The 25,501-nt window shown below is 56.1% G+C and carries 25 protein-coding genes; 20 read left to right on the plus strand and 5 right to left on the minus strand.

From position 1 onward, the window contains the following. Window positions 1-19: 19 nt before the first annotated feature. From purL to KJA79_RS09790, 11 genes are all read left to right on the plus strand, one after another. A complete protein-coding gene (gene purL / locus KJA79_RS09740) occupies window positions 20-2,266 on the plus strand; it encodes a phosphoribosylformylglycinamidine synthase subunit PurL (RefSeq protein WP_213041855.1) in 2,247 nt (748 codons plus the stop codon). A gap of 12 nt (window positions 2,267-2,278) precedes the next feature. Further along, window positions 2,279-3,709 (plus strand): amidophosphoribosyltransferase, encoded by a 1,431-nt coding sequence (gene purF, locus KJA79_RS09745; protein ID WP_213041856.1) that lies wholly within the window; start codon window positions 2,279-2,281, stop codon window positions 3,707-3,709. A 63-nt stretch (window positions 3,710-3,772) separates the two neighbouring features. Beyond that, complete coding sequence (locus KJA79_RS23315) at window positions 3,773-4,198, plus strand: lasso peptide biosynthesis B2 protein (RefSeq protein WP_213041857.1); 426 nt, start codon at window positions 3,773-3,775, stop codon at window positions 4,196-4,198. A 315-nt stretch (window positions 4,199-4,513) separates the two neighbouring features. Further along, on the plus strand, window positions 4,514-4,834 hold the full coding sequence (locus KJA79_RS09755; RefSeq protein WP_213041858.1) for a PqqD family protein: 321 nt from the start codon (window positions 4,514-4,516) through the stop codon (window positions 4,832-4,834). A 228-nt stretch (window positions 4,835-5,062) separates the two neighbouring features. Next, the gene (locus tag KJA79_RS09760) at window positions 5,063-6,103 is read left to right on the plus strand and encodes a phosphoenolpyruvate carboxykinase (ATP) (protein ID WP_213041859.1); all 1,041 of its coding nucleotides are present in this window, start codon (window positions 5,063-5,065) and stop codon (window positions 6,101-6,103) included. A gap of 145 nt (window positions 6,104-6,248) precedes the next feature. Next, the gene (locus KJA79_RS09765) at window positions 6,249-7,400 is read left to right on the plus strand and encodes a nucleotidyltransferase domain-containing protein (protein ID WP_213041860.1); all 1,152 of its coding nucleotides are present in this window, start codon (window positions 6,249-6,251) and stop codon (window positions 7,398-7,400) included. A gap of 189 nt (window positions 7,401-7,589) precedes the next feature. Then, window positions 7,590-8,135 carry a peroxiredoxin family protein gene (locus KJA79_RS09770; RefSeq protein ID WP_213041861.1) on the plus strand — a complete coding sequence of 182 codons (546 nt, stop codon included), beginning with the start codon at window positions 7,590-7,592 and terminating at the stop codon, window positions 8,133-8,135. Between the two features lie 17 nt (window positions 8,136-8,152). Then, on the plus strand, window positions 8,153-8,392 hold the full coding sequence (locus KJA79_RS09775; RefSeq protein WP_213041862.1) for a hypothetical protein: 240 nt from the start codon (window positions 8,153-8,155) through the stop codon (window positions 8,390-8,392). Window positions 8,393-8,416: 24 nt separating this feature from the next. After that, window positions 8,417-9,013: an MBL fold metallo-hydrolase gene (locus KJA79_RS09780; protein WP_213041863.1), complete on the plus strand. Its 597-nt coding sequence runs from the start codon at window positions 8,417-8,419 to the stop codon at window positions 9,011-9,013. Window positions 9,014-9,019: 6 nt separating this feature from the next. Then, window positions 9,020-9,844 (plus strand): tetratricopeptide repeat protein, encoded by an 825-nt coding sequence (locus tag KJA79_RS09785; RefSeq protein ID WP_213041864.1) that lies wholly within the window; start codon window positions 9,020-9,022, stop codon window positions 9,842-9,844. After that, a complete protein-coding gene (locus tag KJA79_RS09790) occupies window positions 9,841-10,272 on the plus strand; it encodes a hypothetical protein (RefSeq protein WP_213041865.1) in 432 nt (143 codons plus the stop codon). The genes KJA79_RS09785 and KJA79_RS09790 overlap by 4 nt, the downstream gene beginning before the upstream one ends. A gap of 862 nt (window positions 10,273-11,134) precedes the next feature. Here the strand turns inward: KJA79_RS09790 and KJA79_RS09795 are convergent. Further along, window positions 11,135-11,551 carry a hypothetical protein gene (locus tag KJA79_RS09795; protein ID WP_213041866.1) on the minus strand — a complete coding sequence of 139 codons (417 nt, stop codon included), beginning with the start codon at window positions 11,549-11,551 and terminating at the stop codon, window positions 11,135-11,137. Between the two features lie 391 nt (window positions 11,552-11,942). Between KJA79_RS09795 and KJA79_RS09800 the strand changes: the two genes are divergently transcribed. Then, window positions 11,943-12,725 (plus strand): PQQ-binding-like beta-propeller repeat protein, encoded by a 783-nt coding sequence (locus KJA79_RS09800; protein WP_213041867.1) that lies wholly within the window; start codon window positions 11,943-11,945, stop codon window positions 12,723-12,725. Window positions 12,726-12,728: 3 nt separating this feature from the next. Here the strand turns inward: KJA79_RS09800 and KJA79_RS09805 are convergent, their stop codons facing one another. Then, window positions 12,729-14,171 (minus strand): peptidase MA family metallohydrolase, encoded by a 1,443-nt coding sequence (locus tag KJA79_RS09805; protein WP_213041868.1) that lies wholly within the window; start codon window positions 14,169-14,171, stop codon window positions 12,729-12,731. Between the two features lie 216 nt (window positions 14,172-14,387). Between KJA79_RS09805 and recG the strand changes: the two genes are divergently transcribed. The 3 genes from recG to KJA79_RS09820 are packed head-to-tail and all read left to right on the plus strand — an operon-like array spanning window position 14,388 to window position 18,225. Continuing rightward, window positions 14,388-16,871, plus strand: coding sequence for an ATP-dependent DNA helicase RecG (gene recG, locus KJA79_RS09810; RefSeq protein ID WP_213041869.1), 2,484 nt, complete (start codon window positions 14,388-14,390; stop codon window positions 16,869-16,871). 39 nt (window positions 16,872-16,910) lie between these two features. Next, window positions 16,911-17,237: a hypothetical protein gene (locus KJA79_RS09815; protein WP_213041870.1), complete on the plus strand. Its 327-nt coding sequence runs from the start codon at window positions 16,911-16,913 to the stop codon at window positions 17,235-17,237. Window positions 17,238-17,247: 10 nt separating this feature from the next. Next, window positions 17,248-18,225, plus strand: a complete 978-nt coding sequence (locus tag KJA79_RS09820) for a Ppx/GppA phosphatase family protein (protein WP_213041871.1) — start codon at window positions 17,248-17,250, stop codon at window positions 18,223-18,225. A 72-nt stretch (window positions 18,226-18,297) separates the two neighbouring features. Here the strand turns inward: KJA79_RS09820 and KJA79_RS09825 are convergent, their stop codons facing one another. Both KJA79_RS09825 and KJA79_RS09830 read right to left on the minus strand, forming a co-directional pair. Beyond that, complete coding sequence (locus KJA79_RS09825) at window positions 18,298-19,791, minus strand: class I SAM-dependent methyltransferase (protein ID WP_213041872.1); 1,494 nt, start codon at window positions 19,789-19,791, stop codon at window positions 18,298-18,300. A gap of 81 nt (window positions 19,792-19,872) precedes the next feature. After that, entirely contained in the window at window positions 19,873-20,247 is a 375-nt protein-coding gene (locus tag KJA79_RS09830) for a cupredoxin domain-containing protein (protein WP_213041873.1), read from the minus strand. 228 nt (window positions 20,248-20,475) lie between these two features. Between KJA79_RS09830 and KJA79_RS09835 the strand changes: the two genes are divergently transcribed. Further along, window positions 20,476-21,072, plus strand: coding sequence for a hypothetical protein (locus KJA79_RS09835; protein ID WP_213041874.1), 597 nt, complete (start codon window positions 20,476-20,478; stop codon window positions 21,070-21,072). Window positions 21,073-21,277: 205 nt separating this feature from the next. Further along, entirely contained in the window at window positions 21,278-21,730 is a 453-nt protein-coding gene (locus tag KJA79_RS09840; RefSeq protein ID WP_213041875.1) for a hypothetical protein, read from the plus strand. A gap of 27 nt (window positions 21,731-21,757) precedes the next feature. Here KJA79_RS09840 and KJA79_RS09845 read toward each other — a convergent pair whose 3' ends face one another. Beyond that, window positions 21,758-22,225 carry a S16 family serine protease gene (locus KJA79_RS09845; RefSeq protein ID WP_213041876.1) on the minus strand — a complete coding sequence of 156 codons (468 nt, stop codon included), beginning with the start codon at window positions 22,223-22,225 and terminating at the stop codon, window positions 21,758-21,760. A gap of 295 nt (window positions 22,226-22,520) precedes the next feature. Between KJA79_RS09845 and KJA79_RS09850 the strand changes: the two genes are divergently transcribed. The 3 genes from KJA79_RS09850 to scpB all read left to right on the plus strand — a co-directional run bounded on the left by KJA79_RS09850 (window position 22,521) and on the right by scpB (window position 25,405). Further along, complete coding sequence (locus KJA79_RS09850) at window positions 22,521-23,621, plus strand: pentapeptide repeat-containing protein (protein ID WP_213041877.1); 1,101 nt, start codon at window positions 22,521-22,523, stop codon at window positions 23,619-23,621. 99 nt (window positions 23,622-23,720) lie between these two features. Further along, complete coding sequence (locus KJA79_RS09855; protein ID WP_213041878.1) at window positions 23,721-24,500, plus strand: segregation and condensation protein A; 780 nt, start codon at window positions 23,721-23,723, stop codon at window positions 24,498-24,500. Next, the gene (gene scpB / locus KJA79_RS09860; RefSeq protein WP_213041879.1) at window positions 24,485-25,405 is read left to right on the plus strand and encodes an SMC-Scp complex subunit ScpB; all 921 of its coding nucleotides are present in this window, start codon (window positions 24,485-24,487) and stop codon (window positions 25,403-25,405) included. Before KJA79_RS09855 ends, scpB begins: the two co-directional genes overlap by 16 nt. The last annotated feature ends 96 nt before the right edge of the window (window positions 25,406-25,501 follow it).

Consider the following 25,501-nt stretch of genomic DNA (forward strand, 5'->3'; position numbering starts at 1 on the left):
CATTGAGAATGTATAACGTATGAAAGCCTTTGTCGTGACCCCGGCTATCCTTGAACAGCACAAGTTGAGTGAGGAGGAATATAAGAAAATCCTCGACATTCTGGGGCGTGAGCCGAACTGGACTGAGCTGGGCATGTTCTCCGCGATGTGGAGCGAGCATTGTTCGTATAAGAGTTCCCGCATCCACTTGAAGAAGTTGCCCACAACCGGGCCGCGTGTGGTGCAGGGCCCGGGAGAAAATGCAGGCGCCGTCGATATCGGCGACGGCCTGTGTGCGGTGTTCAAGATGGAGTCGCACAACCATCCGTCTTTCATCGAGCCCTATCAGGGAGCAGCGACCGGAGTCGGGGGTATTCTGCGCGATATTTTTACGATGGGGGCTCGGCCGATCGCATTGTTGAACTCCCTGCGATTCGGGGGATTGGACAGTCCGCACACGCGTCATCTCCTTAAAGGTGTGGTGGCGGGAATCGCGGGCTACGGGAATTGCATGGGCGTGCCGACGGTGGGTGGCGAGATTGTCTTTAACGACATCTATGCATTGAATCCGTTGGTGAATGTGTTCTGCCTGGGCATTGCGAAGAAAGACAAGATTTTTCTGGGCAAGGCGGCCGGTGTCGGCAATCCGGTGATTTATTTCGGCTCAAAGACCGGAAGGGACGGTATTCACGGCGCGACCATGGCATCGGACTCCTTTGATGAACAGGCTGCCCAAAAGCGCCCGACCGTGCAGGTGGGTGATCCATTCACGGAGAAGCTGCTGTTGGAGGCCTGCCTGGAGTTAATGGCCGGTGATTGCCTGGTCGGGATTCAGGACATGGGCGCTGCAGGTTTGACGAGTTCGGCCTGTGAGATGGCTTCCCGAGAAGGGACCGGCGTCGAATTAGAGTTGGCGAACGTGCCGCGTCGTGAGCCGGGCATGACTCCTTACGAAATTATGCTGTCGGAGTCGCAAGAGCGCATGTTGATGGTGGCCAAAGCCGGGCGGGAGGAAGAGGTCATCAGCGTCTGTCGTAAATGGGACCTGGACGTCGCGGTGATCGGTCGGGTGACGGATACGGGCAAGGTAGTGCTCAAGGAGAATGGGGAAGTGGTGGCGGAGGTTCCGGCCAAGGCTCTGGCCGACGATGCTCCGCGGTATGACCGGCCCAGTGCTCCCCCTGCCTATCAGGAGATGTTGCAGGCATTAAATCATGATGCGCTGCCCGACGTGAAGGATGCCAATGCGGCCTTGCTCGCGTTGTTGGAATCGCCGACCATTGCCAGTAAACGCTGGGTCTATGAGCAGTATGATCACATGGTGCGCACCAACACGATGGTCCGTCCAGGATCGGATGCGGCGGTGCTGCGGGTAAAAGGCACCAACAAGGCTTTGGCCCTGTCGGTCGACTGCAACGGGCGGTACTGCCTGCTCAATCCGTACGAAGGCGCCAAGATCGCCATCGCGGAGTGCGCGCGCAATCTGGCTTGTGCTGGGGCGGAGCCGATCGGTGTCACCGATTGTCTGAATTTCGGCAACCCTCAGCGGCCGGAGGTGATGTGGCAGTTCGTCCTGGCTGTCGAAGGCCTGAAGGATGCCTGTGAGGCGTTGCACGTACCCATCGTGAGCGGAAATGTGAGTTTGTACAATGAGACCAACGATCTGTCGATTTACCCCACCCCGATGATTGGTATGGTGGGCTTGATCGAAGAGGCTGAGCGCACCGTGACGCAATCGTTTCAACGCGCCGGTGACGTGATTCTCCTGCTGGGGAAGACCCGCGAAGATCTAGGAGGAACGGAGTATCTCAAAGTGCTGCACCATCGCGAACAAGGGTCGCCGCCGTTACTGAACCTGAAAGATGAACAGGCGGTTCAGACCTGTACGATTCGCCTGATCCGGGCAGGATTAGTCCAATCGGCTCATGATTGCTCAGACGGGGGACTCGCGGTCGCCTTGGCGGAGTGTTGTATCTCTGGTCCAAATGGGCATGTGGGGGCTATGGTACAATTACCGCTCGATGGCCTGCGCCGCGATGCCCTGCTCTTCGGAGAAAGCCAATCGCGCATTGTGCTGTCTGTGAAACCGGAACAGGCGGAAGCTGTGTTGGATCAGATCTGGGATGCCGGTGTGCCTGCCGCCAAGATCGGCACAGTCGGAGGAAGTCGGTTCGTGATCCGGCTGGAAGGTGATCAACGTACAGAAGGCTGCACCGTCGATCTTGATCTGAATGTCCTGCATGATCGTTGGGTGTCGGCTATTCCTCGCGCGTTGGGTCAGGACTAGGACACAAACGTCATGGCCAAAAAGTTACCGATCATCTCTCCCGATAAGTTTCACGACGAATGTGCCGTCTTCGGCATCTATGGTCATAAGGAAGCGGCGAACCTCGCTTATCTGGGTCTCTATGCCTTGCAGCATCGAGGGCAGGAAGCGTCCGGCATCGTGTCGAATGATGGCGAGCAGTTTCACATCGAAAAAGGCCAAGGGCTTGTCGCTGATATCTTCTCGCAACAAGCGTTGTCGCGTCTGCCGGGCACGATGGCCATCGGCCACAACCGCTATTCCACCGCTGGTGGCGCAGGTTTGAAGAATGTACAGCCACTGAGCGTAAACTTCGCATTTGGCAATCTAGCGGTGGCCCATAACGGCAATCTGATTAATGCCACCATGCTTCGCAGTGAACTGGAAGCCTATGGCGCGATCTTCCAATCGACCTCGGATACGGAGGTCATCATTCATCTGATTGCCCATTCGCGAGCGGACACTCTGCTCGAGCGGGTGATCGATTCCCTCACACAGGTCCGTGGCGCATTCTCCGTCGTGATCATGACCGATCAGGGGATTGTCGCGGCTCGAGATCCGCACGGGTTTCGTCCACTCTGTTTAGGACGGTTTCGCGATTCCTGGATCGTGGCCTCGGAAAGTTGCGCGTTTGATTTGTTGGATGCCGAATATGTACGGGAGATTGAACCTGGCGAATTAGTCGTGCTAGATCACCGGGGAGTGACGAGTTACAAGCCGTTTTCTCAGGCCAAGCCAGCCATGTGTGTCTTCGAGTACGTGTACTTCGCTCGCCCTGATAGCCGTATTTTCGGCGGCGGGGCTGTGTATTCCATTCGGAAAGCTTTTGGGCGACAACTTGCACATGAATCTGGAGTGTCGGCAGACATCGTGATTCCGGTTCCGGACTCCGGAGTGCCGGCCGCGTTGGGGTATGCTGAAGGATCGGGACTCCCCTTTGAAACTGGGCTTATCCGCAATCACTACGTCGGGCGCACCTTCATTGAGCCGGAGCAGTCGATCCGCCATTTTGGGGTGAAAGTAAAGCTCAACGCGGTTCCAGAAGTTCTTCAGGGAAAGCGCGTCGTCGTCGTGGATGACTCCTTGGTTCGTGGGACGACGAGTCGAAAGATCGTCAAAATGCTACGCCATGCCGGCGCCAAAGAAGTGCATATGCGTATTAGCTCACCGCCGATTGTGTCTCCCTGCTTTTATGGTATTGATACTCCGACCAAGAAGGAGTTAATCGCTTCTAGTCACACCAAGGATGAGATCCGCAAGTATATCACTGCCGACAGTCTTGCCTATCTGAGTTTAGACGGCATGGTGAATGCCGCCCCTGGAGTTTCAGGACGGTATTGCGACGCCTGTTTTACTGAGCGCTATCCCATTTCTTTTACCAGGGCCGAAGAACTTCAACTCGGGCTCTTTGAAGCCTCACGCTAATCACATCGTTCGTTGTTTCCCGGGATCGCCTGGACTTCTTCGCATGTCTTGTTAGACTGAGGCATGTCGTTGCCGAGGAAATACTGGCTCATTTTCAGCACCGGGCTTGTCATGTGTGGAGTTCGAGTTGCCTTGCATCTGATAAGTCTGAAGCGGCTACTCCACTGGTTGGCCTGCAAGCCGTCGCCTGACCACAAGGGAGAGGCCTCCATCGAGAGTGTAGTTTACTACCTGGATCGGTGGCTTGCGATCTTACCGTATCACCCCAAAGGGAACTGTTTCCCGCGTGCACTCACCCTCTTCTTCTTTGCCTGTCGCGCAGGGCTTGCCGTTCAATTCAATTGCGGCGTCATGAAGTGTGATCAGCGACTCGAAGGACATGCGTGGTTAATGCTGAATGGTCGGGACTTTCTCGAACCCTCCTCCAGCTGGAAAGCGTTCACCGTAACGCTTACGTTTCCTCGCTCGCCATCTGTTCCGACCGACTAGGCTATTGCCTATGTGGCCCTAGCCACGATCCAAAACCTTCCGATTGCCACGCCCAGCGTTAGGTATGGTTGGCCTTGGGCTTGCTGCTCATAGTGGGCCTAACTATGCCTAGGGCTTCCCCCCCCCCCCAAAGCGAGAGTTATCCACCCTCAACGGTGATAGAGAAGCCATTAAGGCACGGGTATCTTTGCACTGGTGAAGCCGCACTCAACGAGAGCAGTCCTGAGACCCGGTAGCCTTCTTCAGCCGGTCGGGAAGGGGCGGCAGCAGGTACAAGACTAGTGATATTCCCGAACCCTGACACTCTGGAGGTGCATGATGGATGTTGACGCGCCTAGCTGCGTTGAACCTCAGGTTGATCTGGCCCAGCTATTTCCTGTGCGTCACGAAGATGTGCATGGGACGGTTCTTGATGGGGAGTGTGTGCTGCTCAACTTGAGTACAGGCCGATATTACACACTGAATGCTGTCGGTGCGTTTGTCTGGGAACACTGCACCGGTACCCGTTCATTGGCGCACATTCTATCCTGCATTGCCGAGCACTTTGATGTGACGCCGAACCGGGCTCAATCAGATGGGCTGGATCTAGTCGTTCAGCTTCGCCAGGAGGGGTTAATTCAGACTGAAAGGAGGTGAGTTGGATGGAGCAACAGAAAAAAGCTGAGTATGTAAAGCCTCAACTCGTGAAACACGAGTTGCTGCGCGACGTGACGGCGATTCAGCTGTCGCGTGTGCTCGATCAGCGGGTTTCGTAACGGCACGGAGTGCTGTCCATGTCGGGAACTGGCCGGCCATTGCGGCCAGTTCCTGCTGGAGTCGGAGCAGCATTACGGCGGCATGAAAGTCTGACAAGGAGCGATGTCAATGTTCGTGACCTCGGCGACGAAGGAAATTCAGCTCTCAGTCCATGGTACTGAGATGACATTCACGACGAATTCACACGCGTTGGCCCATTCTGTCGAATCACTGCTTCGACATTTTAAATGCCAGACGCCGGCGACCGAGTCCATACCGATGCAGTTCACTGCCGTTCAGCAGAGAAGTGACATTCCTCTGCGGATCTCCGGCAAAGCTCTACTGCTGCACAGTGGATCAGGTCTCGTCCTCGGTTGTGGTAGTCACACAACTTGGCGTTGCGATATTTATTTAGACCAAGGCGTACTGTTTGCTGACTTTCATGAAGAAGGGCTTGTGGTGATTGATAGCCGGTCACAGTCTGCACAGGGTTATCTCGTGAGACCTGAGGATATGGCTCCGGATATCCGGAATAGCTTCGTGCATTTCGCCATGACGGAATTGCTGAAGCGGCGCGGCATCTTTACGTTCCATGCTACGGCCCTCGAGTATCAGGGGAAGGGAGTGTTGATTCCAGGATTTAGTGGACGAGGAAAAACTACGTCATTCCTCTCGTTGCTGCGATCCGGATATCGCTACCTCTCCGATGACCACCCATTCTTCCGGGTAACGGACAGCGGCGTAGAACTACTTCCCTATCCTCTGAAGATCAACGTTACCGATCAAACCGTTTCATATTTCCCTGAATTGCGTAATGCACCGCCTTCTGTGCTTCGTGCAGGAACTCCAAAACGCTACTTTTACCCGGAAGACCTGTACCCGTCCCCCCTGGGACAGTCCTGCACCCCTGCCATCATACTGTTTCCCTCCGTGGTGAATTCGCCGCACAGTTGCCTTGAGCCGCTATCGAAGAAATTAGCCATGGAGATGATTCTCCCGCATTCATTGCTCGTATATGAACCAGAGGTTGCGCGGCAAGAGTTCAAAGCGCTGGTGCGGCTCATTCAGGACACTGACTGCTATCGGCTTCATTTTGGCCGTGATGTCGTGGATTTACCCTGGCTTGTGACTCCCCTTTTGGACAACCATTCAATGAAGAAGGCAAGCTGAGATGGGACAACAGTCGAAGTCTGCAGCGTTCGGATGGGGATCATTTCGCACGAGAGTTGGTTCTCGCAAGGGGAACGAGCGGTCGACGGCTTTGTCTCGGATGCATGCGGAGGGGCGGTTGCTCATCCTTTGTGCGAGAACGGCAGTGAGTGAATTTGCCCGTGTCGAAGTCGAAGATTTGATCTCTGATGGAGTTCACTGGGACAGGGTCTGGCAGCTTTCGAGAGCGCATGGGGTGGCGCCGTTAGTGTATCGAAACTTGCTCACGATCTGTCCCAAGGAGGTGCCTGCGGCCACTCATCAAGCGTTTCGGCGGCACAATCAGGCTAATGTGCTGTTGAATACATTGCTCGCCAAAGAATTGGTGATGCTCCTTGATGCGTTAGCGGCTAAAGGTGTAAGAGCGATCCCATTTAAGGGAGTGACACTCGCGCAGACTGCATATGGCGACATTAGTCTGCGTGAGTGTGCAGACATTGATTTGATCGTAGAGCAAGAGGCGATCCCGCAGGCGAGAAAAGTTCTATGGTCTCAAGGCTATCAATTGACCAGCCGAGACACAGGCAAGAAAGAGGAGTCGGAGGAGCCCTATCACTTTTTTCAAAAGAAAAACGGTATTATCGCTGTTGATTTGCAGTGGAATATGGCCCGTCAACATTTCGGGTTCAGGCTTGACCGAGGAGAACTCTATGGAAGATTGAAGCCGGTGGGGCTGCCGACAAAAGCCGTGATGGGTTTGGCGCCTGAAGACCTGCTGATTCTGCTATGTGTTCACGGGACGAAACATGCATGGGAACAGTTGAAGTGGATATGCGATGTTGCGGAACTTGTGCGGCGCCGCCCAGTATTGGATTGGAGCCGGATCTTGTTTCAGGCAGAGGAATGGAGCTGTCGCCGAGTCGTATTGCTGGGTTTAGGTTTGTCGAAAACGCTTTTCGATACCTCGTTACCGGCTCTGGTGCTTCAGGAAATCGAGCTGGATAGGGATATAGTTTCCCTGCTGGGAAGAATGCCCAAACATTTGCTGAAGAATCCAGCTCAAGGCATCGATGAAAACTGCGCAGAGGCTCTATACATGTCGATCAAAGATTCCTCTTTGGAACGATGGAAGCTCGGTGTAGAGCTGTGTCGGACTGAGACCGAAGTGATGACGCGTTTCTTGCCGTGGTTCCGCTACCAATCCAGATTACGTATCATGTCGCATTGGCTTAGGCCCGTTCAGCGGGTAGTCTCCCGATGGGTCCTCTCCGCTCGTATGCGAGAAGCGATTGTCCGGTGGCTTCAGAGTTCCGGTTGATGGACCGAGACTCCTCACTCCAGGAAGATTCCGTGTCAACCGACACGCGGTTCTTCCTTGCTAAGTGGTTGCTCCAGAAAAAAAACGCATGCTAGGATGCCAGCATGCTTGGCGCTACCTAAGAGCTAAAAGGAATCGGTTGCAGTGGATATTTCTACTCTCTGCACCATGGTGAGGAAGGAGGCCTTGATGAGACGTGCTCTGATTGTCCTCGCGATCGCATTAGTTCCGTTGTGGGCTTCCCACGCCGTGTTCGCTGCTGGATTTTTCAAGGTCGGAGAACCTGCCCCTGTATTCGCGTTGACGTCAATCACCGGGGATGCTGTCTCGCTCGAGCAGTTACGAGGTAAGGTGGTGGTCTTGGGGCTTTTTCATATTTGTGACCCCTGCATGATACAAGGCACGAATTTGCAGAAGGTGCATGAGGCAACGGCTGGGAAAAATGTCGCGGTTGTTGGTATCAATTCGTCGGGAAACTCAAAGCGAGACGTAGGAGAATTCTTGAGCGCTTTCCCAGTGAAGGTGACATACCCCTACCTGCTAGATCCCAACAAGACGACCGATAAGCTTTATGGCGGTGGCAAGTTCATTCCCAACGTGTACGTGATTGACCAGCAGGGAGTGATTCGGTGGCAACGGGTCGGCAATATGGATCTAGCCGATGCCGATGTCATTACTCAAGAGGTCGAAAAATTGCTCGCTTCTCCGCCTGCGAGCGGTGCAGGGGGAATGTAGTAGGGAGATCAAGGTTGATGGACGAATGGGATGAAGGTAAACAAAAGTTTCTTGAACTCGTAAAGAATCTGGATCCCGCTGTTGAGGTGGTGATTCCGACGAAGCCAACGAACAGCATGTTCCTGATTTCTCTGACCAAGGGGTCAAATCGCAAATTCATCACCGTATCAGAGGACGATATTGTCGACCTCCCGGATGAAGCCGGCATACGTGCGAAAGTGACGAAGACTCTGCAAGATGCGATGGGCGTGTTGTAGATTGGTTAGAGGAAGGAATCACCAGTGAAACAGCTTCTGCCAGGGATTTGGCAATGGTCGTGGTTTTCGGCAGAGAAACAGCTTGATTTTAACGGATTGTTTCTTTCCGTGGGGGAGCATCGGATTCTGATTGATCCTCCCCCTATGACGTCCGAGGCGAGCACTCTCATTCGACGGCAAGGGGGCGTGGACTATATTATCGTCACGAATCGCGATCACGTTCGTGAGGCAGCTACCTACCAGAGTGAATTCCGCTGTCAGTTGCAGGTTCCTGAGGCAGATCGGGCTCAGATGGATGTGAAACCGTCAAAGACGTTCAAGGATGGTGAATTATTGCCTGGGGGCATTTGGGTCATTCAGCTCAAAGACCAAAAATCTCCTGGCGAGTCAGCCCTCTATATTCAGCAGGGAAAAGGCGTGTTGATTGTTGGTGATGCGCTCATTGGCAAACCTTCAGGTGCAGTGAGTTTACTGCCCTCCGACAAATACCGGGATTTGAAGGCAGCTAAAGAGGGACTTCAGCGCCTGTTGAAATATAATTTCGACTCCATTCTAGTGGGCGATGGAGCGAGCATCACATTTGGGGCCAAGCAGGTGGTGGAGAACGTGCTGCAAGGGTAATGAGCAATGCCTCTCCGCAACGGACTCTCAGAAGAGCTGAATCGTCAAGGCAACGAGCATTTTGCACGCGGGCATTACACGGATGCCTACGCCTGCTATGCTAAAGCCTTGGAGTGTGACCGTTTCACAGGCGACCGCCGAGCGCTGAGTGCTACGCTGGGCAATCTCGGCAATATCTGCGCGGTGAGTGGGCGGCGCGAGTCAGCCCAGAGTTACTATCAAGAAGTGCTGGAGTTACAAAAAGTTCTGGGGGATGAGAAGGGCATCGGGACGACTCTGGCCAATTTAGGGAATCTGCGTGCAGACGCAGGTGAGTGGGATCGCGCGCGCGCGTATTATCTTGAGGCTCTCGATATTATGACGCGAGTCCATGATGAACTGGGCAAGGCGGTGTTGTTTTCTGATCTTGGCCTGGTCGCACGGGAAACCGGACAGTGTGAAGACGCATTGCGCTATTATGAACAGTCATTGGTGCTGATGCGCCGTCTGAACAATCAGGGGGGTGTGGCGGATGCCTGGCGGATGATGGGGCGAACCTTCGCCATTCAGAAGCGATATGAAGATGCCATCGCCTGTTGCCAAACCAGCCAATCGATTGCAGAGCGAAATCGTGATGAATTGCGAGCCGGCGGTGCGCGGTATGTGCTGGCGCAATGTTATGAGGATCTAGGGCAGTTACACATTGCCGCTGAATTGTTGGAGCAAGTCGTACGGATGGACCGTAAATACCAACTTCCTAAATTGGCGGAAAACGCCAACCGCCTAGAATGTCTTCGTGCTCGCCTGCAAACGGAAAATCCGACTCCTCACTCACGGCGGTCACAGGCATGACTGTTGAATCTGGCCAAGTGTGGGCGCAAATCCGGTCTCGGCTGCGTGATGCCGTCCCTCAATTTTATGAACTGGAGTCTGGTGCTGCCCTTGCGCTGGATTTGGGTGATGATGGGTGGTTGTTGGAGGTAAGGTCTGACGGCCAATTTCTCTGTCAGCACGGAATCGCCATGGATGATGTCAAGAGTCTGATGTGCGATGGGACGACGGAGGATCTTGGAAGTGATGAGGTAGCGAAACAGGCCAAGTATTTTTTAGGTCCGGCTGCATCCAAGAAACGTCCAGCCCTTTTGAAGGCGGGATTTACAGAACAAACGGATATGAACGACGAATACGTTGCGATTACGTTTCACAAGCCCATCGATCTCCAGCGATTTGACGACGTCATTGCCGCCGTACGATGGTGTCAAACTCTTTTCAAATCATAGCATGAGTGCGATTCCAGGCAGTCAGCCCTCCTCTAAGCGTTCACCTCATTGCACGCAGAGAAGCCTTTCGCTCCACACTCGGCGTGTCCCAGTTGCCGCATGTCGTTTGAGTGCAATCTTTTCACCGTCCTAGGGCGACGGACGTGGTCCATTGTCAGTGTGGATGTTGTCCTCAAGGTGAGCCAACGCGGCTTGAAGATCCTGGTCGGAATCTCGCGCTGGTCGGGCCCTGATAAAAGCGAGGGCAAGGCTATCGCGCGACTGTATTTCACGTAACGGTCTTGAATGGTCGATGTCCTCTCTATTGGGGTGTCTATATCGAGCTCCTCACCAGTCACTGGGAAGATGGGTTGCATCTGACCGCGACCGTGCGTACCGGACGTCCCTTGGACCGCAACGAGCTTGATACTCCCGCCCCCGACATCAGTGCATCTGAGCCATGCACCATCGCACCCTTGGTATCGCAGTAAGGGGGGGCATACTGCTCGATTTGCAAAAGGCCAAGACTTTGCCGGATCTCGGGAGTGGCGCTGGGACCTGCGCGAGGGCATTCCTTGCTCAGTATCGCACTCAGGGCAACTATGTGCGATCGTGCGGCGGCCCTGGCTGTGGCAAAGCAGCTCGCGAACACCCACAAAGCGAGAAATCGCAGCGGTGCTTCGACGGGTATACGCGGCACTCATTCTCTGTGGCCGCTCCATCATACAAGACGCATTCCTTGAGGATTTTGAACGGTTGTATCCAGAGCAGGCGAATCTTTTCGCTGTGCGCAGGTTGTTATGGGCAGAGAGGGTAATACGTGTTCTCAGGGTGAGACCGGTGAGTGGCTCCAGGATGCACGATTTGTGAAAGGTCTGGCTGCTTAAGATGAGGAAGGGAACCGAAGATGAGGATGGGGATCTGGTGGAGGCGCTTCACCCGGTTGGAAGGTGAGTGCGCATCGTCCACCCAAAATCATGATTAGGAAATTCAATAAGCCGCTCCCTATCGTGAGCGTCAAGACGATTCCACGAGGAGCAGACTGACTCACTTCCTGAACGATTGTCGCCAAATCCAGTGCCAAAGCGATCGTGCTGTACATAACGGCCGCCATCACAATCCAATGTTTGCGGATTGCAAGTAGGCCGCCTATCAGCAATGTCGGGACCCCGAATAGAAATCCTACCAACACACCTTCCCGGATGGTTGATAATTCGGCTGATGTCTGAAGCAGGAAGAGAAGAGATTCGAGTGCGGTCAGCCCGGCAAGCAAAACGATAACGGGGCGAATTTCCTTCATAGTGGCACTATAGTCCCTGTCTTTGACGACCGCAAGCTACCTTCTTACGCCAGTGCCACAGTGTCTTTCATCAGTCTGGAACTCTCAACGACAATCGGTGTCTACTCCCCTCGTCTGATCTCGTTCCCACCCTTCGAGGGGCCTATCAGACCCGCTGGGTGATTTACCAGGATTGCGTCTCCAGGGGAGAATTCGCCTCTCACCAGGGGAGGCACAGGTGAACCAACAAACACGCCGAATAAGTATGCTAGCTCGTGTCCTGGGACGTAGACCTTCCGCAGCACTGAGACGAACTCGATATCGAAATTCTGTCCAACGGCTCCTGTTTCTGCTCGTCCTGTTGTTTGCTAATTGCTTCGCCGCTGCTCCTTCGATAGGGGCATCCTATGAAATGTCCGGCAGCTACATCTGGGCTTTTGCGCTTGGTATACAACCGCCTGATCAACAGTCGCGCACCCACTCAGAAGTGTTGGCGGCGGGCTTTGGGTTTCAGGCCGCCGGGTCTTCGATGATCATGGTTCGGACGTACGATGCGCTGACCGGGGCCATCCTGTCCGATGACGCTTTCGACCTCAGCGTCAAAGAAGATGGCGCTATGGGAGGTGATGAGTGGAGGGGGCGTATCTTTGCCGGGGGAATCGGGATTGATTCAACCGGCAAGTCGAAGTTCCTGTTGAGTGCGTATGATGCAGAAACCGGCAAGTTTCTCTGGGAAGGCCAACTAAATTTGCTGAGGAGTGACGATGACGGAGTGGCGAAGGTTAAGGCCCATGTCACCCAGAACAGTGCCCAGGCCTTCATAATGATGAGCAATAGGCCCAAAGCGTTGGACACCTTCTTTTCCCTGCGAGCGGTGAATCCCATTACGGGAAGCCTGGTCTGGCAGGACCAGTTTGTTCCGGGCAGCAGAAGGCGAAGTCAGGTGCAGGGGGTGTCAATTCACGAACCCTATCAGGTCCAGACGAACAATGAGATGTCTCACGTGTTTGAATTGGCTGTGCGAACCTACGATCGTGGCTCAGGGGGACTGCTCTGGGAGGATTCGTTTGAACAGCTCGATCAGGTTGAAGAGTCAATGAGAGTGCCGGGAACGAATCGGTATCCGCAGTCGATTCCGTTCTGGCATACTCTTGAGGGTTCGGCGGCCAATCCACTGAAGGCCGCTCTTCAATAAGTCTTACGATTTTGCTGGAGATACGGTAGCGCCAAGGCTTTCTGCCCATTGTTGCTGGAAGCGCTCGTAGGACAGGAGGAGTCGGTCCTGCATGGCCGCTGCAATCGTTTGCCTGGCTTTGAGGTGGACCAGAATTTCGTGAACCTTGTGCATGCCGAATCGTTCAATCAAGTAATGGGTGGCGCCATTGGCTACATGATAGGCCACGTTCACCTTGTCCGTCGGTAAATCTTCCCAACTCCCCTCAAGCGTAGCCAGCGGAATCAGGCTCTGTTCTCCCTGCGGCACACTCGTAATCTCATGCCAGGAATCACCGGCAAGTTGCATGGCTAATCCTTCATTCAGCCACGTGGGAATTGATCCGGCGGTCGCGCCCAATTCCTCATGAATCAATGCATGAACAAATTCGTGCCGGAGGACTCTCGTCAACCAGGTGCGATCTGTCGCAGCACCCTGAGTGGGAATCTGGATGCGTCCGAGCACCGGATCGAACAGTCCATCCGCCCAAATTGGACTTCCGGTGGCACCTTGGAATTGACTCTTTGCGAGAAGCACGACCATGATCGGCCTTGATGGGAAGAAATGTAATCGTTGACCGATTTCTCGATACGCCTCCTCGAGGATGTCGAGAACCACCGTCCACGTTTCCGGATCCTCGGCCCCATCATATTTGACGGTGAAGTGGACGCTACTGTGACTGGAAAACTTTCCCTCCACCTTTTCTGTGCGGTGCACCTTGGCAGTGACGGCTTTGACGTACGACTGCAGACCAGGATCTTTCTTGAGTCGATCCTTGGCTTGCGCCAGATGTTTTCCCGCCTCTGTAAGACGATCTTTTTCCTGTAGGAGATCCGCGAGCGCAACGTGTGGAAACGGTTCGTCAGGAGTCAAGGTCACAACTTTCTGCAAAAATTCTTCAGTAAGAGCGGGGTCCCGGAGGCCCCAATAGGCGTGGGCGAGGTTGAGATGGGCCACTGGGTTTTGTGGATCAAGGGCGACGGCCTTTTTGAAGGCTTTTACGGACACTTCGGTTCCACCGGTCTTTTCTTGAAGAATTCCTAGGTTGTTCCACAATATCGCGATGTGGCGCTTCGTGGCAGATTCCGTCAGAATTGAGGCAGGCAGTTCGGCAAGTTTGACCTCCGCTGCGCTGATATTGTGTTTCTCAAGCTCCTCGTGAATTGCGCCAAGCAGTTCGGAGTGTCGGGGCACTGGTATGCTGACGGGATCGATGGTTCGGGATCGCTTGAGCTCTCCAAGGGGAGCGGATGGGGGAGGTGCCACCGGGGCTGTGGGCGCGGTGGCGCCCTCTTCTGCAACGATTTGTGCCGGCGGTGCCGGAGTGTCGTGAAAATACCGAGGTTTGAGCCACGTCTGATAGAAAATAAAGATGGCAATCAGCACGGCCATTGGCCCGAGAATATGCTTGATATTACGTCGATACATAGGTGTCCTTCCATGAGTCCTACAAGAACCCACTCTAGCACCCGGTCTGGGGAGGGCCAAGGAAAGTTGGAAAAGCCGTCGCGTTCCGGTGAGTGGCCGCCGCCATGAGGGGGCGATCGTTGAGCGGCCGGAAGGGCTGTGATACCATCCCGCACCAGGATGCCACGTCCTGATTTTCCTCATGTTTGCGATCCCCTCCGAGCATTTCTGCATCGTGTGATTCGACCCATTGAGTTCGCCTGCCGTGATGCCCATGCTCATCTTCAAACTGTCAAGAATCTCGACCGTTTCGTCTCCGAGCAGGTGATCGGGGCGCTAGGCGAGCATGTTTATCCTCGAGCAGTCGAGGTTGAGCTACTCTCGCTCCGCAACCTGTTTGTCGATTTTTACACGCGACTCACACCAGCCGAACAGCGGGATCGTCTGACCCAAGCGTTCGCGCTTCTTCGCCGACTGCAAGATGGGGAGAGTATGATCCAGCCCTCGCCAGTGATTCCCACAACGCACCAGCCGCCGCCGATCCCGCTGAGTGACGATCCACCAAGGCCCTTGTGGGAGCTGTCGATTCAATTTGTGAAGGGGGTTGGTCCGAAACGAACGATACTGCTGCAACGATTGGGAATTAGCACGGTCGAGGAGGCATTGTGGACCTTGCCCTGGCGGTATGACGATCGATCGGTGGTCACGCCGGTTGCCAAGCTGGTTCCCGGAGGCATTCACTGCGTGTGCGGAGTGATCATTCGAGCGGAATCGACCCGCGCGCGGTCGCGTCGACTGTCGATCCTTGACGTGTCCGTGCAGGACGCAACCGGTACAGTCCATGCCGTGTTTTTTAATCAACCCTACCTGGAAGAGGTCCTGAGAGAGGGGGGGCGGGTTATGATGGCCGGACGGGTGGTCGCCGGCAGGCGTGGATGGATGGATCTGCGCTTGGAAGCCACGCAATTTGAAGTGTTGAGCGGGGCTGACGATGAGTTGCTGCATGTCGGGCGGATCGTGCCCATTTATCATGAGACAAAAGGTTGGACTTCCCGTCAGATGCGAGTTCTCCTGCACAGCCTGCTGGCTGAGCACGGGGGTAACCTGGAGGAAGTCCTGCCGCTGTCTGTACGGGCGCGGCACCGGTTGCCGCCGATCGGTGAGGCAATACAACAGGTGCATTTCCCGGCATCGGATACTGACCTTGCATCTCTCGATCACGGGGTAACCGCTGCCCATCGCCGGTTGGCATTTGAAGAGCTGTTCCTCTTGCAGGCGGCCATGGCGCTTCGGCAGCGGGAATTGAAGGAGGAACGCAAGGCATTCCGTTTCAATCCTCAGGCCGAGCCACTGAAGGAGCTTGCTCGGCGGTTGCCCTTCACACTGACTGCCGCTCAGGAGCGGGTGTGGCGGGAAATCCAAGCCGACATGGTCACATCCAGGCCGATGAATCGGTTGGTGCAGGGGGATGTCGGTTCCGGAAAGACCGTTGTCGCGCTGCACGCGTTAGTGATGGCGTGCGGGTCAGGCTGTCAGGCTGCGCTGATGGTTCCCACAGAAATTCTGGCTGAGCAACATTATCTGACACTCAAGCCGCTCTTGGAGTCGGTGGGCCTCAACGCGGTATTGTTGACTGGTAGCGGAAAAACGAAAGCGCGTCATGCCGTGCTGCAGCAGGTAAGATCCGGCAAAGCCCAGGTGGCGATCGGCACGCATGCCTTGATTCAGAAGCGGGTGCAATTTGCGCGCTTGGGTCTCGTGGTCGTCGATGAACAACATAAGTTCGGCGTGCTGCAGCGAAAAACCTTGCTCGACAAGGGGTATCAACCGGATGTCCTGGTCATGACGGCCACCCCGATTCCGCGTACATTGGCAATGACGGTTTATGGAGACTTGGATGTGTCGGTGATCGACATGCTGCCGCCTGGTCGTAAGCCGGTGCGGACGATGCTGTATACGGAGGGGCAACGCCACAAGACCTGGCAGTTGGTGGGAGACGAGTTAAAGGCTGGACGTCAGGCCTACATCGTGTATCCGTTGGTCGAAGAATCGGAGAAAATCGATCTCAAAGCAGCTATTCAAGGAGCGGAGGAGCTGCGGCAGGATGTCTTTCCAACAGTGCAAGTGGGGCTACTGCACGGCAGAATGGCGACGGCCGAAAAGGAACAGACGATGGCGGCCTTCAAGGCCGGCACTATTCAGATCCTGGTGGCGACGACGGTGATTGAAGTCGGCGTGGACGTGCCCAATGCAACCGTCATGGTCATCGAACATGCGGAACGGTTCGGGCTGGCGCAACTCCATCAATTGCGGGGGCGGGTCGGGCGGGGAGCACATCAGTCCATGTGTATCCTCATGGCTTCGTACCCTCCGCGGGAAGCCGGTTCACGGCTCAGCCCTGAGGGGAGTCCGGAAACCGACCGTTCCCATGCGCAGCAGAGACTAGCTGCGCTCGTCCGCTCACACGATGGGTTTGTCATTGCCGAAGAGGATCTTCGGATCAGGGGCCCAGGCGAGTTTCTGGGGTTGCGCCAGTGGGGAATGCCGGAGTTTCGTGCGGCCAATCTGGTGCGGGATGCAGAGCTGTTGGAGCTGGCCAGGCAAGAGGCCTCTGCGTTGCTGGCGCAGGATCCTCGTCTGACGTTACCGCAGCATCAGATATTCAAGGGTGCTATGTTGCGACGGTGGAAGGGCAAGTTGGCGTTGGGAGCGGTAAGTTAGGCCGCTGATTAGGTTGCCGATCGGGTGAGGAGAGGAAGGATGGGACTTCTGCAACGGTTGAGTCACGATCTTCGCGCCGGATGGGTCACGTTACGACATGGTACCGCGAAAGCGGCGACTCGGGCGCTGGAAGAGGGGGAATTGCTTCGGTATCGTCTTGAGCTGCGAAAGGTCGAGCAGCAGTTGAATGATCTTCATGCCGACATCGGGGAACGGACCATCGAGTTGCACGATCGTGGCGAAGTGGCTGATCGCATTGTGTCCGACGGTGAGATCACACGCCTGATGAAGCAGGTGCAGACGTTGCAGGACGAACGTACGAAGCTGCTATTGGAAATGAACGACATCACGGTGGACGAAGAGTAAGGGCTGTTCGATGACCGTCCATCAAATGTCTTCCTCGCGACTGTTTGCCGGCATCGACATCGGAACCTTAACCTGCCGTTTACTCATCGCTGAAATCACGTCGTCTGGAACCTTGCGGGCGCGGCATGCTGATCGGCGCATCCTGCGGTTGGGCCAAGGGGTTGATCGGGACCGCATGCTGCGAACCGACGCTGTGGAGCGTGTGGTGGAGACGTTGAAAGAGTGGCGTGCGGTGATGGACGGGTACGAGTTGGTGGCCTCCACCGCGGTGGCAACAAGCGCGGTGCGTGATGCCGGGAACCGCGATGAGTTCGTGAATGTGGTCCGAGAGCGAACAGGGCTTCAAGTTGAAATCATCTCCGGTGAAGAGGAGGCACGCCGAACCATGCTGGGCATCCGATCCGGTCTGCCCGCCGATGTCAACGACGTGCTGGCCCTCGATATCGGCGGGGGAAGCACGGAATTCATCCTGGATCGACCGGCCCTCTCTCCACTGGTGCGTTCAATCGACATCGGTGTCGTGCGCCTCTGTGAGCGCGTGTTACACCACGACCCGCCTGCCAGCGATGAGGTTCGTCAGGCACGCGAGTGGGTGCGGAACGAGACAGCTGCCGCTGTGGCAGATCTGGCATTGCCGGTTGGACTCACGTTTGTGGGGACAGCCGGCACGATCACCGCACTGGCTGCCATGGCGCAGCAGTTACCGGCCTACGAACCGGCTCGAATTCACAATTACCGCCTCGCGCGGACGGTGGTGCAGGATTTGGAATCGATGCTGCTGGCACGCACCAAGGCCGAACGTGCGGGACTACCGGGGTTGGAACGCAACCGTGAGGACGTCATCGCCGCCGGCGCCATCATCTTACGAACGGTGATGGAGACGGTAGGTATGCCGAGTCTCCTGGTCAGCGATCTTGGGCTGCGTGAAGGGGTGTTGATTGATTTGGCAAGTCGATTGAGTCAGGATCAGGCCGATTCCCATCATTGAGGTCGTCGCCTGTGACACGACCCGTCGAATGCGAGTTGTAGCGTGGACACAGATGCTCTCGTCTCGCGGGAATCAGCGCTGTGAGTACCAGCGGAAGCCGCCTTGTTGTTCAGTGAAATTGGCCTGCGGGATTCCGCCCGGTTTCTCGAGCAGCAGCACTTTGAAATCGATGAGGCCGAACCATGCCGGATCAGCGATGTCATGGTAATGGCAGCCCTGGAGTTTCGGAAGGATGTCGCCTAACGTTTTGGTAAGTTCACTTTCAGTGTACGCCCTCACGGCGAAGTGTTGCCCGAGCCCCTGACAAAATCGCTGAATGGTATAGGCGGCTCCGGTACAGAGGACCTTCGTGTCCGGTTTGATCTGCAGAAATTGCGGCAGCGACAGATACCGCTCCTGAAATCCGAGCCAGCGCACTGCTTGCCGCAGATGGCTGTATTGTACTTCGTATTCGGTATGATGCGGGAGCTTGACGGCTGCGGGCCAGCCCTCTTCGATGCCGAATTCCGTCAGAAATGCTCGGCCTCCCGGTTTGAGGACTCGCCAGACTTCGGCAACGAATCGCACCGGTCCCAGGTTGAAGATCACTTCTTCCGGTGGGTCTTGTTCGATCGGTAGCCGCAGCCGTCTGATCCAATCCAATGCTTCCTGATGTTGCGCGGTCGTGCCCCGTCCTTCCGTGAGTTCCTGACGGCTGAGCTTGACGGGGGTCATATCCGCCATGTTCTCATTGTCGATGAGGAGGTCGACCGAGTTATCTTTCAAGGGGAGGCATTCCGCATTCGCATGTGTGCCCGTGACGGTCCAGCCGCCGGCCTTGGCTCGTTTTGTCTGCAACTGTAGGAAGGGGCGGGTGACGTCCAGTGAGATGTAGTGGACACCCTGTTTTTCGAACGGCAACAGTTCCTGCCCTAATTCGCGGGCTACATAGCCGAGTCCGCCTCCGATTTCCACGATCACCTTCGGCTTCGGTTTGAACCAGCCCAGGCGGCGCAATTGGCGCATGAGCAGGCGTCCGTAGGTGGTGCCGCCCAGCGCTTCGCAGGGTTCCCGGAATAGGTGAGATACGGTGGTCTCGATCAGGTCAAAGTGGCCGTCCTCAAGGTCGCTTTCCTTGAGTTCGTCGACATGGAACGCCTCGAGATGTTCTTCGCCCTCGAACTCTTCTTGACCGGACCAGCCTTCCCGGATCTGTTGCAGCAGTAGGTCCCATTTGGCCTTGTGGCGATGCCCCCCCGGTGGTTCGGTGCCGAAATAGCAGAGAGAATAATTGGGGATCGACCACCGTTCCAGGTGCCAGGAGCCTGGTTGGCCGTCGGGCCCGCAGATCTTGTGGCCGTATTTTTCGAGCAGCGCACCGACCGTGATGTGCCCGTTCATGGACGTGAGCATCTCAATCCCCACCCGGTTGAGCCGGACGAGCGGGAAATCGTCGTCAAGCGGCGCCAGCCACCATTCGTCAAAGGCGTGCTGGTAGGCCACCAGGTCAGGAATGCGCCAGGCAATCAGGTTGAGGACGTCGCCGCTCAGTATGAGCGGTTGTTGGATGGCGGCTGCAGCTTTCATCGGAAAGGCGATCCACTATGAACGAGAAGCCGCAGCCTACACGAGGCTTGCGCCGACCTGCAAGGACCTCGGTCGCGCGGCCTAGGTCTGCGAGGGGAGCATGGGGGAGTCGGTCACGATGATCATACCGCGCATGATGGGATGGATACGGCATTGATAGGGATAACGACCCGGAGGCAGGCTGGGAATTGTGTAGGTTCCCCCTGGCTCGACGGCACCGGAATCAAAAGCGCACCGGCCGCTGTCTTCAAAACAACCGTCGTGGGTCACGGTGTGATGGGTGGGGGTCGGATTATCCCAACGAATGGCACCTCCCGTGATGACGGTTGCCGCCGCCGGCACATAGTAGGGCGAGCCGCTGTCCATCATGACTTGGGTGGCCGGAGGGGTGGCGAAAGAAGGCCAGGCCAGCACCATGCCCGTGACCAGGCTCAGGAAAGCAAGGTGTGAGTTCATCGAGTGGTTGACTCCAGTGAATAGATCTATCGCTCATTATACATAGAGACAGCCTCGATGCGGAAGGATTCAGCGTCGTAGGGCGGGCACGAAATGAAGAAGGGGGAAGGACGGGTGAGTCGTGGGGCTATGGGGTGTACACGGTTGCAAGAACCCGCGTGTTCATGCTAGATGGAGGCCGCTTTACCACCGACGTGCCACGCTGAAGACCTGAGAGGAGGACGTGGAATGGCAAAGAAGATCGTGAAGAAGAAGAGCGCGGCTGCAAAGGCTGGTCGCCCGAAAAAAGCTGTGGCAAAAAAATCCTCGGCAACAAAAGCGGCTAAGCCCAAGAAAGCTGTGAAAGCTCCGAAGCCTGCCAAGGCCAAGAAAGCAGCTCAACCTAAGAAGGCTGTTGCCGGGAAGGCAGGAAAGAAGCCAGCAAAGAAGGTCGTGAAACAGAAGGTTGCCGCGAAGCCTGTCCGGCCGTCCAAACCAAAGCCGGCCATCAAGGCCGCAAAGCCGACGATCAAATCGAAACCCAAGTCCAAGCCCGCGGCATCTAAGGCAAAAGCACCGGTCGAATCCCCGGTAGCGGTTCCCGACACGAAACCCGTGAAGCCTGCGGTCCCGGAGGCAGCCAGGCCGGCCAAGGTAGAGGTGGAACCTCAGCAGTTAGATCTCGACGACGAAGAAGACATGGCGGAAGATCTTGATGAGGTGTCGGAGGACATCGAGGAAGAGATGGAGGAAGAACTCGGACTCGATGGTGAAGACGACGACGTGGACTATCTCGAAAAATCGGAAGATCTGCTCGACGACGCAGACGAATATCGAAACAATTAGCCTGTGTTGCTGCCGTGGCTTGATGGGATAGGCTCGGTCACCCCCTCATTGTGGCCGGCCTCTTTTAACCCGTCACGGCTTAGCGGAACAAATCCCTTGTGATGACTGATCGCAGCGTGCTGCATCGTCGGACTGCTGGATTTGATGATCTTGGCATGCCTCGTGGGGTTGCCTCCCTCAGTCCTTCTGGCCTCTGATACCTTGCATGAGCCACTTCCTGTTTATTGCCGGAGCGTTGCGTGAACGGAGCTCGCTGGACAGTGCCGAGCTTCAACTGGGGGCTGGGATCTGGGGGCTCTGCACGGCCTTAATTCGTGACAATCTTCAAAAGTTCCTGACGCCGGATTCTCACGGGTTGGTGTATGTCCTCAAGGAGGGCATCCGTGCGGAGTTCTTGATCGTGTCGCCGGTCCAGCCGTTTCAAGCCCTGGACGAGTTACTCAAGGACGAAGTGCGGACAGAGGCCCGATATGGATTTGTGCGAGTGAGACCGGTGCGACGGTGGCAGGCGCATGCGCCGGATTGTCAGGCATTGCTGCAGCAAGTGCTTGGCATTGAAGAGCAGTCGGAGCTTTCCAGGCGGCTCGCGCTTGGGATGCACCGACTCACGGATGCGGAGTATCGGACAATCGTCGAACGGTTAGGCCCTGGACAGTGATCAGCGATTGACGCCTGTATGCTGAGGTTACTCGAGGGTGCCTCCGGTCATGAGATGGTAGGCCTCTTCGACCGTACTGACTTCTTTGACATCGACGTTGAGTTCCCATGCAAGCCGGGTCAGATTCCATCGTGGATCGTCTCGTTGGCCCTGCGGGATGAGAATGGTGCGATAGCCCTCGCGCGCCGCAGCGCGAATTTTATCGGGGATCCCTCCCACATGGCCAATCGTGCCGTCTTTAGAGATCGTACCGGTCATGGCAATGCCTCGTCTGAGGTGATCCCCTTTGAGCAGAGCGGCAAATCCGACAGTCATCACCCCGCCGGCACTTGGGCCGTCGGTTCCGGTGGCAGCATAGGCGATGCCCAAGGCGCTGACAGTGCCAGCGTGGTCCACGTTCTGTGTATGCTCGATCGCATATTGAAACGCCAGGGCCATCGAGCTCAGGTTGGTGGGGCCGGGCTGGATGTTCCCGCCCTGCAGCTGCAGCATCATGGGCGAAGGACTCGGTCGGTGGTCCCATCGTAGAAGCAGAACCTCGAATGCGCCAAGGTTGTTGGATTGGATTGCCGCGAGCATCGGCACCTCGACTACAGACTCGGCGGAGGCCCAGGGAATGCACGCGAATATCCAAGAGCAGCAGAGGAAGAATGACCAGAGGGGGCGTGATTGCGATCGCGTGAGGGGGTGGGATCTGGTGGCTGACATATGAGAGCGAGTCTAGCAAAGCGTGGGATGGTGTAAAGTGCCGGCGCAATTTTCTACCTGCTGGTTTCGGCAGAGCGTCTTCATGGCATCGCGGAAAGGTCGCAATCAGTCCTGCCGACCTGCTGTTTGGGCGCTGAACCTGCTGTTGGGAATCGGGCTGTTTCCTGCCCTGGTACAGGCTGAGTGCAAGGTTGAGACGGGTGGGACGAATGCCGCAGCCGTGTTCACCTTGCATCTAAGCGAGACGTGTACGGAGGCGGAACGGGAAGCGCGCGCAGTTTCTGCGAAGGATCTCATGCGGGCGCTCGCGACTGGGAGGGGCGTGGATCTCGCTGGCGTGGTGATCCAGGGGGACTTGGTGCTCGATGAATTGCCGGCGCAGAAGGTCGCGGCAGTGAAAGGGTTGTCGTTAGAGGATCGTCGTCTACTTGAAGGGCTGAACGGTGAGGAGGTGCATGTCATTCATGGGCCCTTTGTTATTAAGCATTCACAGGTTAGGGGGCGCCTCGTCAACAGGTTGAAGCAGGGATTCCTCGTGATCACCGGGCCTGTGGTATTGATTCAGACTGGGTTTTCCGGCCCTGTGGACTTGTCGAGAACGGTATTTCTGGGGCTGGTTGATGGATCGAGCGCAAAGTTCGAACAGGAGAGCTATTTTGTCCAGGATCGGTTTACCCAGGGTGCCATGTTTTCAGAAACCCGGTTCGGCCCCCATGCCCGCTACCATCGCTCGATGTTTACCGGACCGGCTATTTTTCGCGGCGCTGATTTTCCCGGCCTCACCGAATTTCTGGAAGTGGTCTTTGAACAAGATGCCAATTTTTCGCGCGCCGCGTTTCACATGGGAACCGGGTTTTCTGGGGTTCAGTGCCGGGCTAAATGTGATTTCTCATCGACACAGTTCGACCGGGAAGCGTTCTTTCTTTTCGCACGCTTCGACCGTGCAGTAACGTTTGCTTCCGCACGGTTTCACGCACAGAGCGACTTTTCCGACGCCACTTTTAAAGAGCCCGATGATCTGGCCCAAGCGACTTTCACGCGTGCGCCGGTGCTCACCAGAACCGCCCGCGTGACCTCGGCCGTCCCGGGTCGTCAGGAGGCCGGTCCATTCTCCCAACAGGTGACCATCGTCCTGCTGGTCGCCGCTCTGGGACTCCTCGTCTACATCCTCAAGTCCAAGTGATGGCCCCGCGAACCCCCAACATATAGTTTTGGCCTTGCCCCATTCCCCTATAAATTGGTATAAGATTGAAAATTTGTCCAAGGGAGCGTCTGGTACCTGATGGACCAACCTGAACTGCCCTACCAAGTCAAGATCGAGAATTTCGAAGGTCCGCTCGATCTCCTGTTGCATCTGATCAAGAAGAACGAAATCAACATCTACGATATTCCGATCGCGCTGATCGCTCAGCAATATTTGGACTATCTGTCGGTGATGAAGGAGTTGAACCTCGCTGTCGCGGGGGAGTTCTTGGTGATGGCGGCTACGCTGTTACACATCAAGTCCCGGATGCTGTTGCCGGTCGACGAGGTCGCGGTGGATGAAGAGGATGGGCCGGATCCTCGCGAAGAACTCGTGCGGCGGTTGCTCGAATATAAGCAGTTCAAAGAGGCCGCATCACAATTGGATTACAAGGAGCGTCTCTGGCGGGATACATTCGGCCGCGAGCCAGGCCCCACGGTGGAACTCACGAAAGACGAAAGCCTCCTCGACGACCTTTCACTTTTTGATCTCGTCGATGCGCTGCAAGGGGTGCTGTCTCGCCATCCGGGAAAGCGATTGGTCGAAATCATCCCGGATAACCTGACCGTCCGTACCCGCATGAGCGCTATTATTGAAGCGTTGGAAGTGCAGGACTCCATGCCGTTCACGGCGCTCTTCGAGGAATCGAGTCATCGGTTGGTCGTGATCGTCACCTTCCTGGCGTTGCTGGAATTGATTCGCATCAAAGTTGTGCGTGTGTTCCAAACGGAAACCTTTGGGACAATCCTGGTTTCTCGGGCCTTTACGGCGGTGGCAGAAGGCGACCTGGTGGAGGAGTCTGAATGGAAGAACCTGTAAGTCTCAGCACGGAAGACGACATCGTGCAATCTGCCGAAGCGCCGGATGCGGTTGCAGAACCAGCCGGATTCACCGTCGAGCAGGAAGTGGAAATGGAGCCCTCCGCACCCGTACAGGCCGAGATGTCGGCCCCGGCACCTGATCCCGCCCTTTCCGACGTCCGGGCATTGAAGGGAATTTTGGAGGCGTTGTTGTTCGTGACAGCGGAACCTATTCCAGTGACGCGATTTTTGGCGTTGCTGGGAGCGGTGACGAAGCAAGAGGTCGAGCAGGCGCTGACGAGTCTTGGCCAGGACTATGAGCAGGAGGGGCGCGGCCTTCAATTGGCTGAGGTGGCAGGAGGTTACCGCATCGTCACCAAAGCTGAGTTTGCTCCCTGGCTCAAGCGGTTGGAGAAGGTAAAGGCTCCGTCAAAGCTGTCCCGCTCCGCCCTGGAGTCCCTGGCGATTATCGCCTACAAGCAGCCGATTGTCCGTGCGGAGGTAGAACAGATTCGCGGCGTTGAAACCTCGGGAGTGATCCGGACGTTGTTGGAGCGTAAACTCGTGCGTATCGTGGGCCGCAAAGAGGAACCCGGGCGTCCCATCATGTATGGCACTACGAAGGCGTTCCTTGAGCATTTTGGTCTCAAGGATCTTTCGCAACTGCCGCCGCTCCGCGAGTTTAAGGAGTTGGGTGAGTCCGAGCAAGCTATGCTGCCTATCGAGGAATCCGAGTCTTTGGGCGAAGTGGGCCAATCCCGGACTGAAGGTGTTTCCGAGGAGGGCATCGCCGGGGTGGTGGCTGAGTCAGTCGCGAGCCTAGAGAGGAATGGTCACGTTGGGGCAGCGCCAGACGACTCCCCTACCCAGGAGGGTGACGCTCAGAGCGACATGATGGTTGCCGAGGTTGCGGAAGAATCTTAATTCCCCCTGCTGCAGTCACAAGGCCTTCGGGTGGTCCGGCGGGTTTCGCTGGATCCCGAAGGCCTTCTTGCTCTGGGCGAATCACGCAGGGTGGGG

The sequence above is a fragment of the Nitrospira defluvii genome, from assembly GCF_905220995.1.
GTDB classification, from domain to species: Bacteria; Nitrospirota; Nitrospiria; order Nitrospirales; family Nitrospiraceae; genus Nitrospira_A; species Nitrospira_A defluvii_C.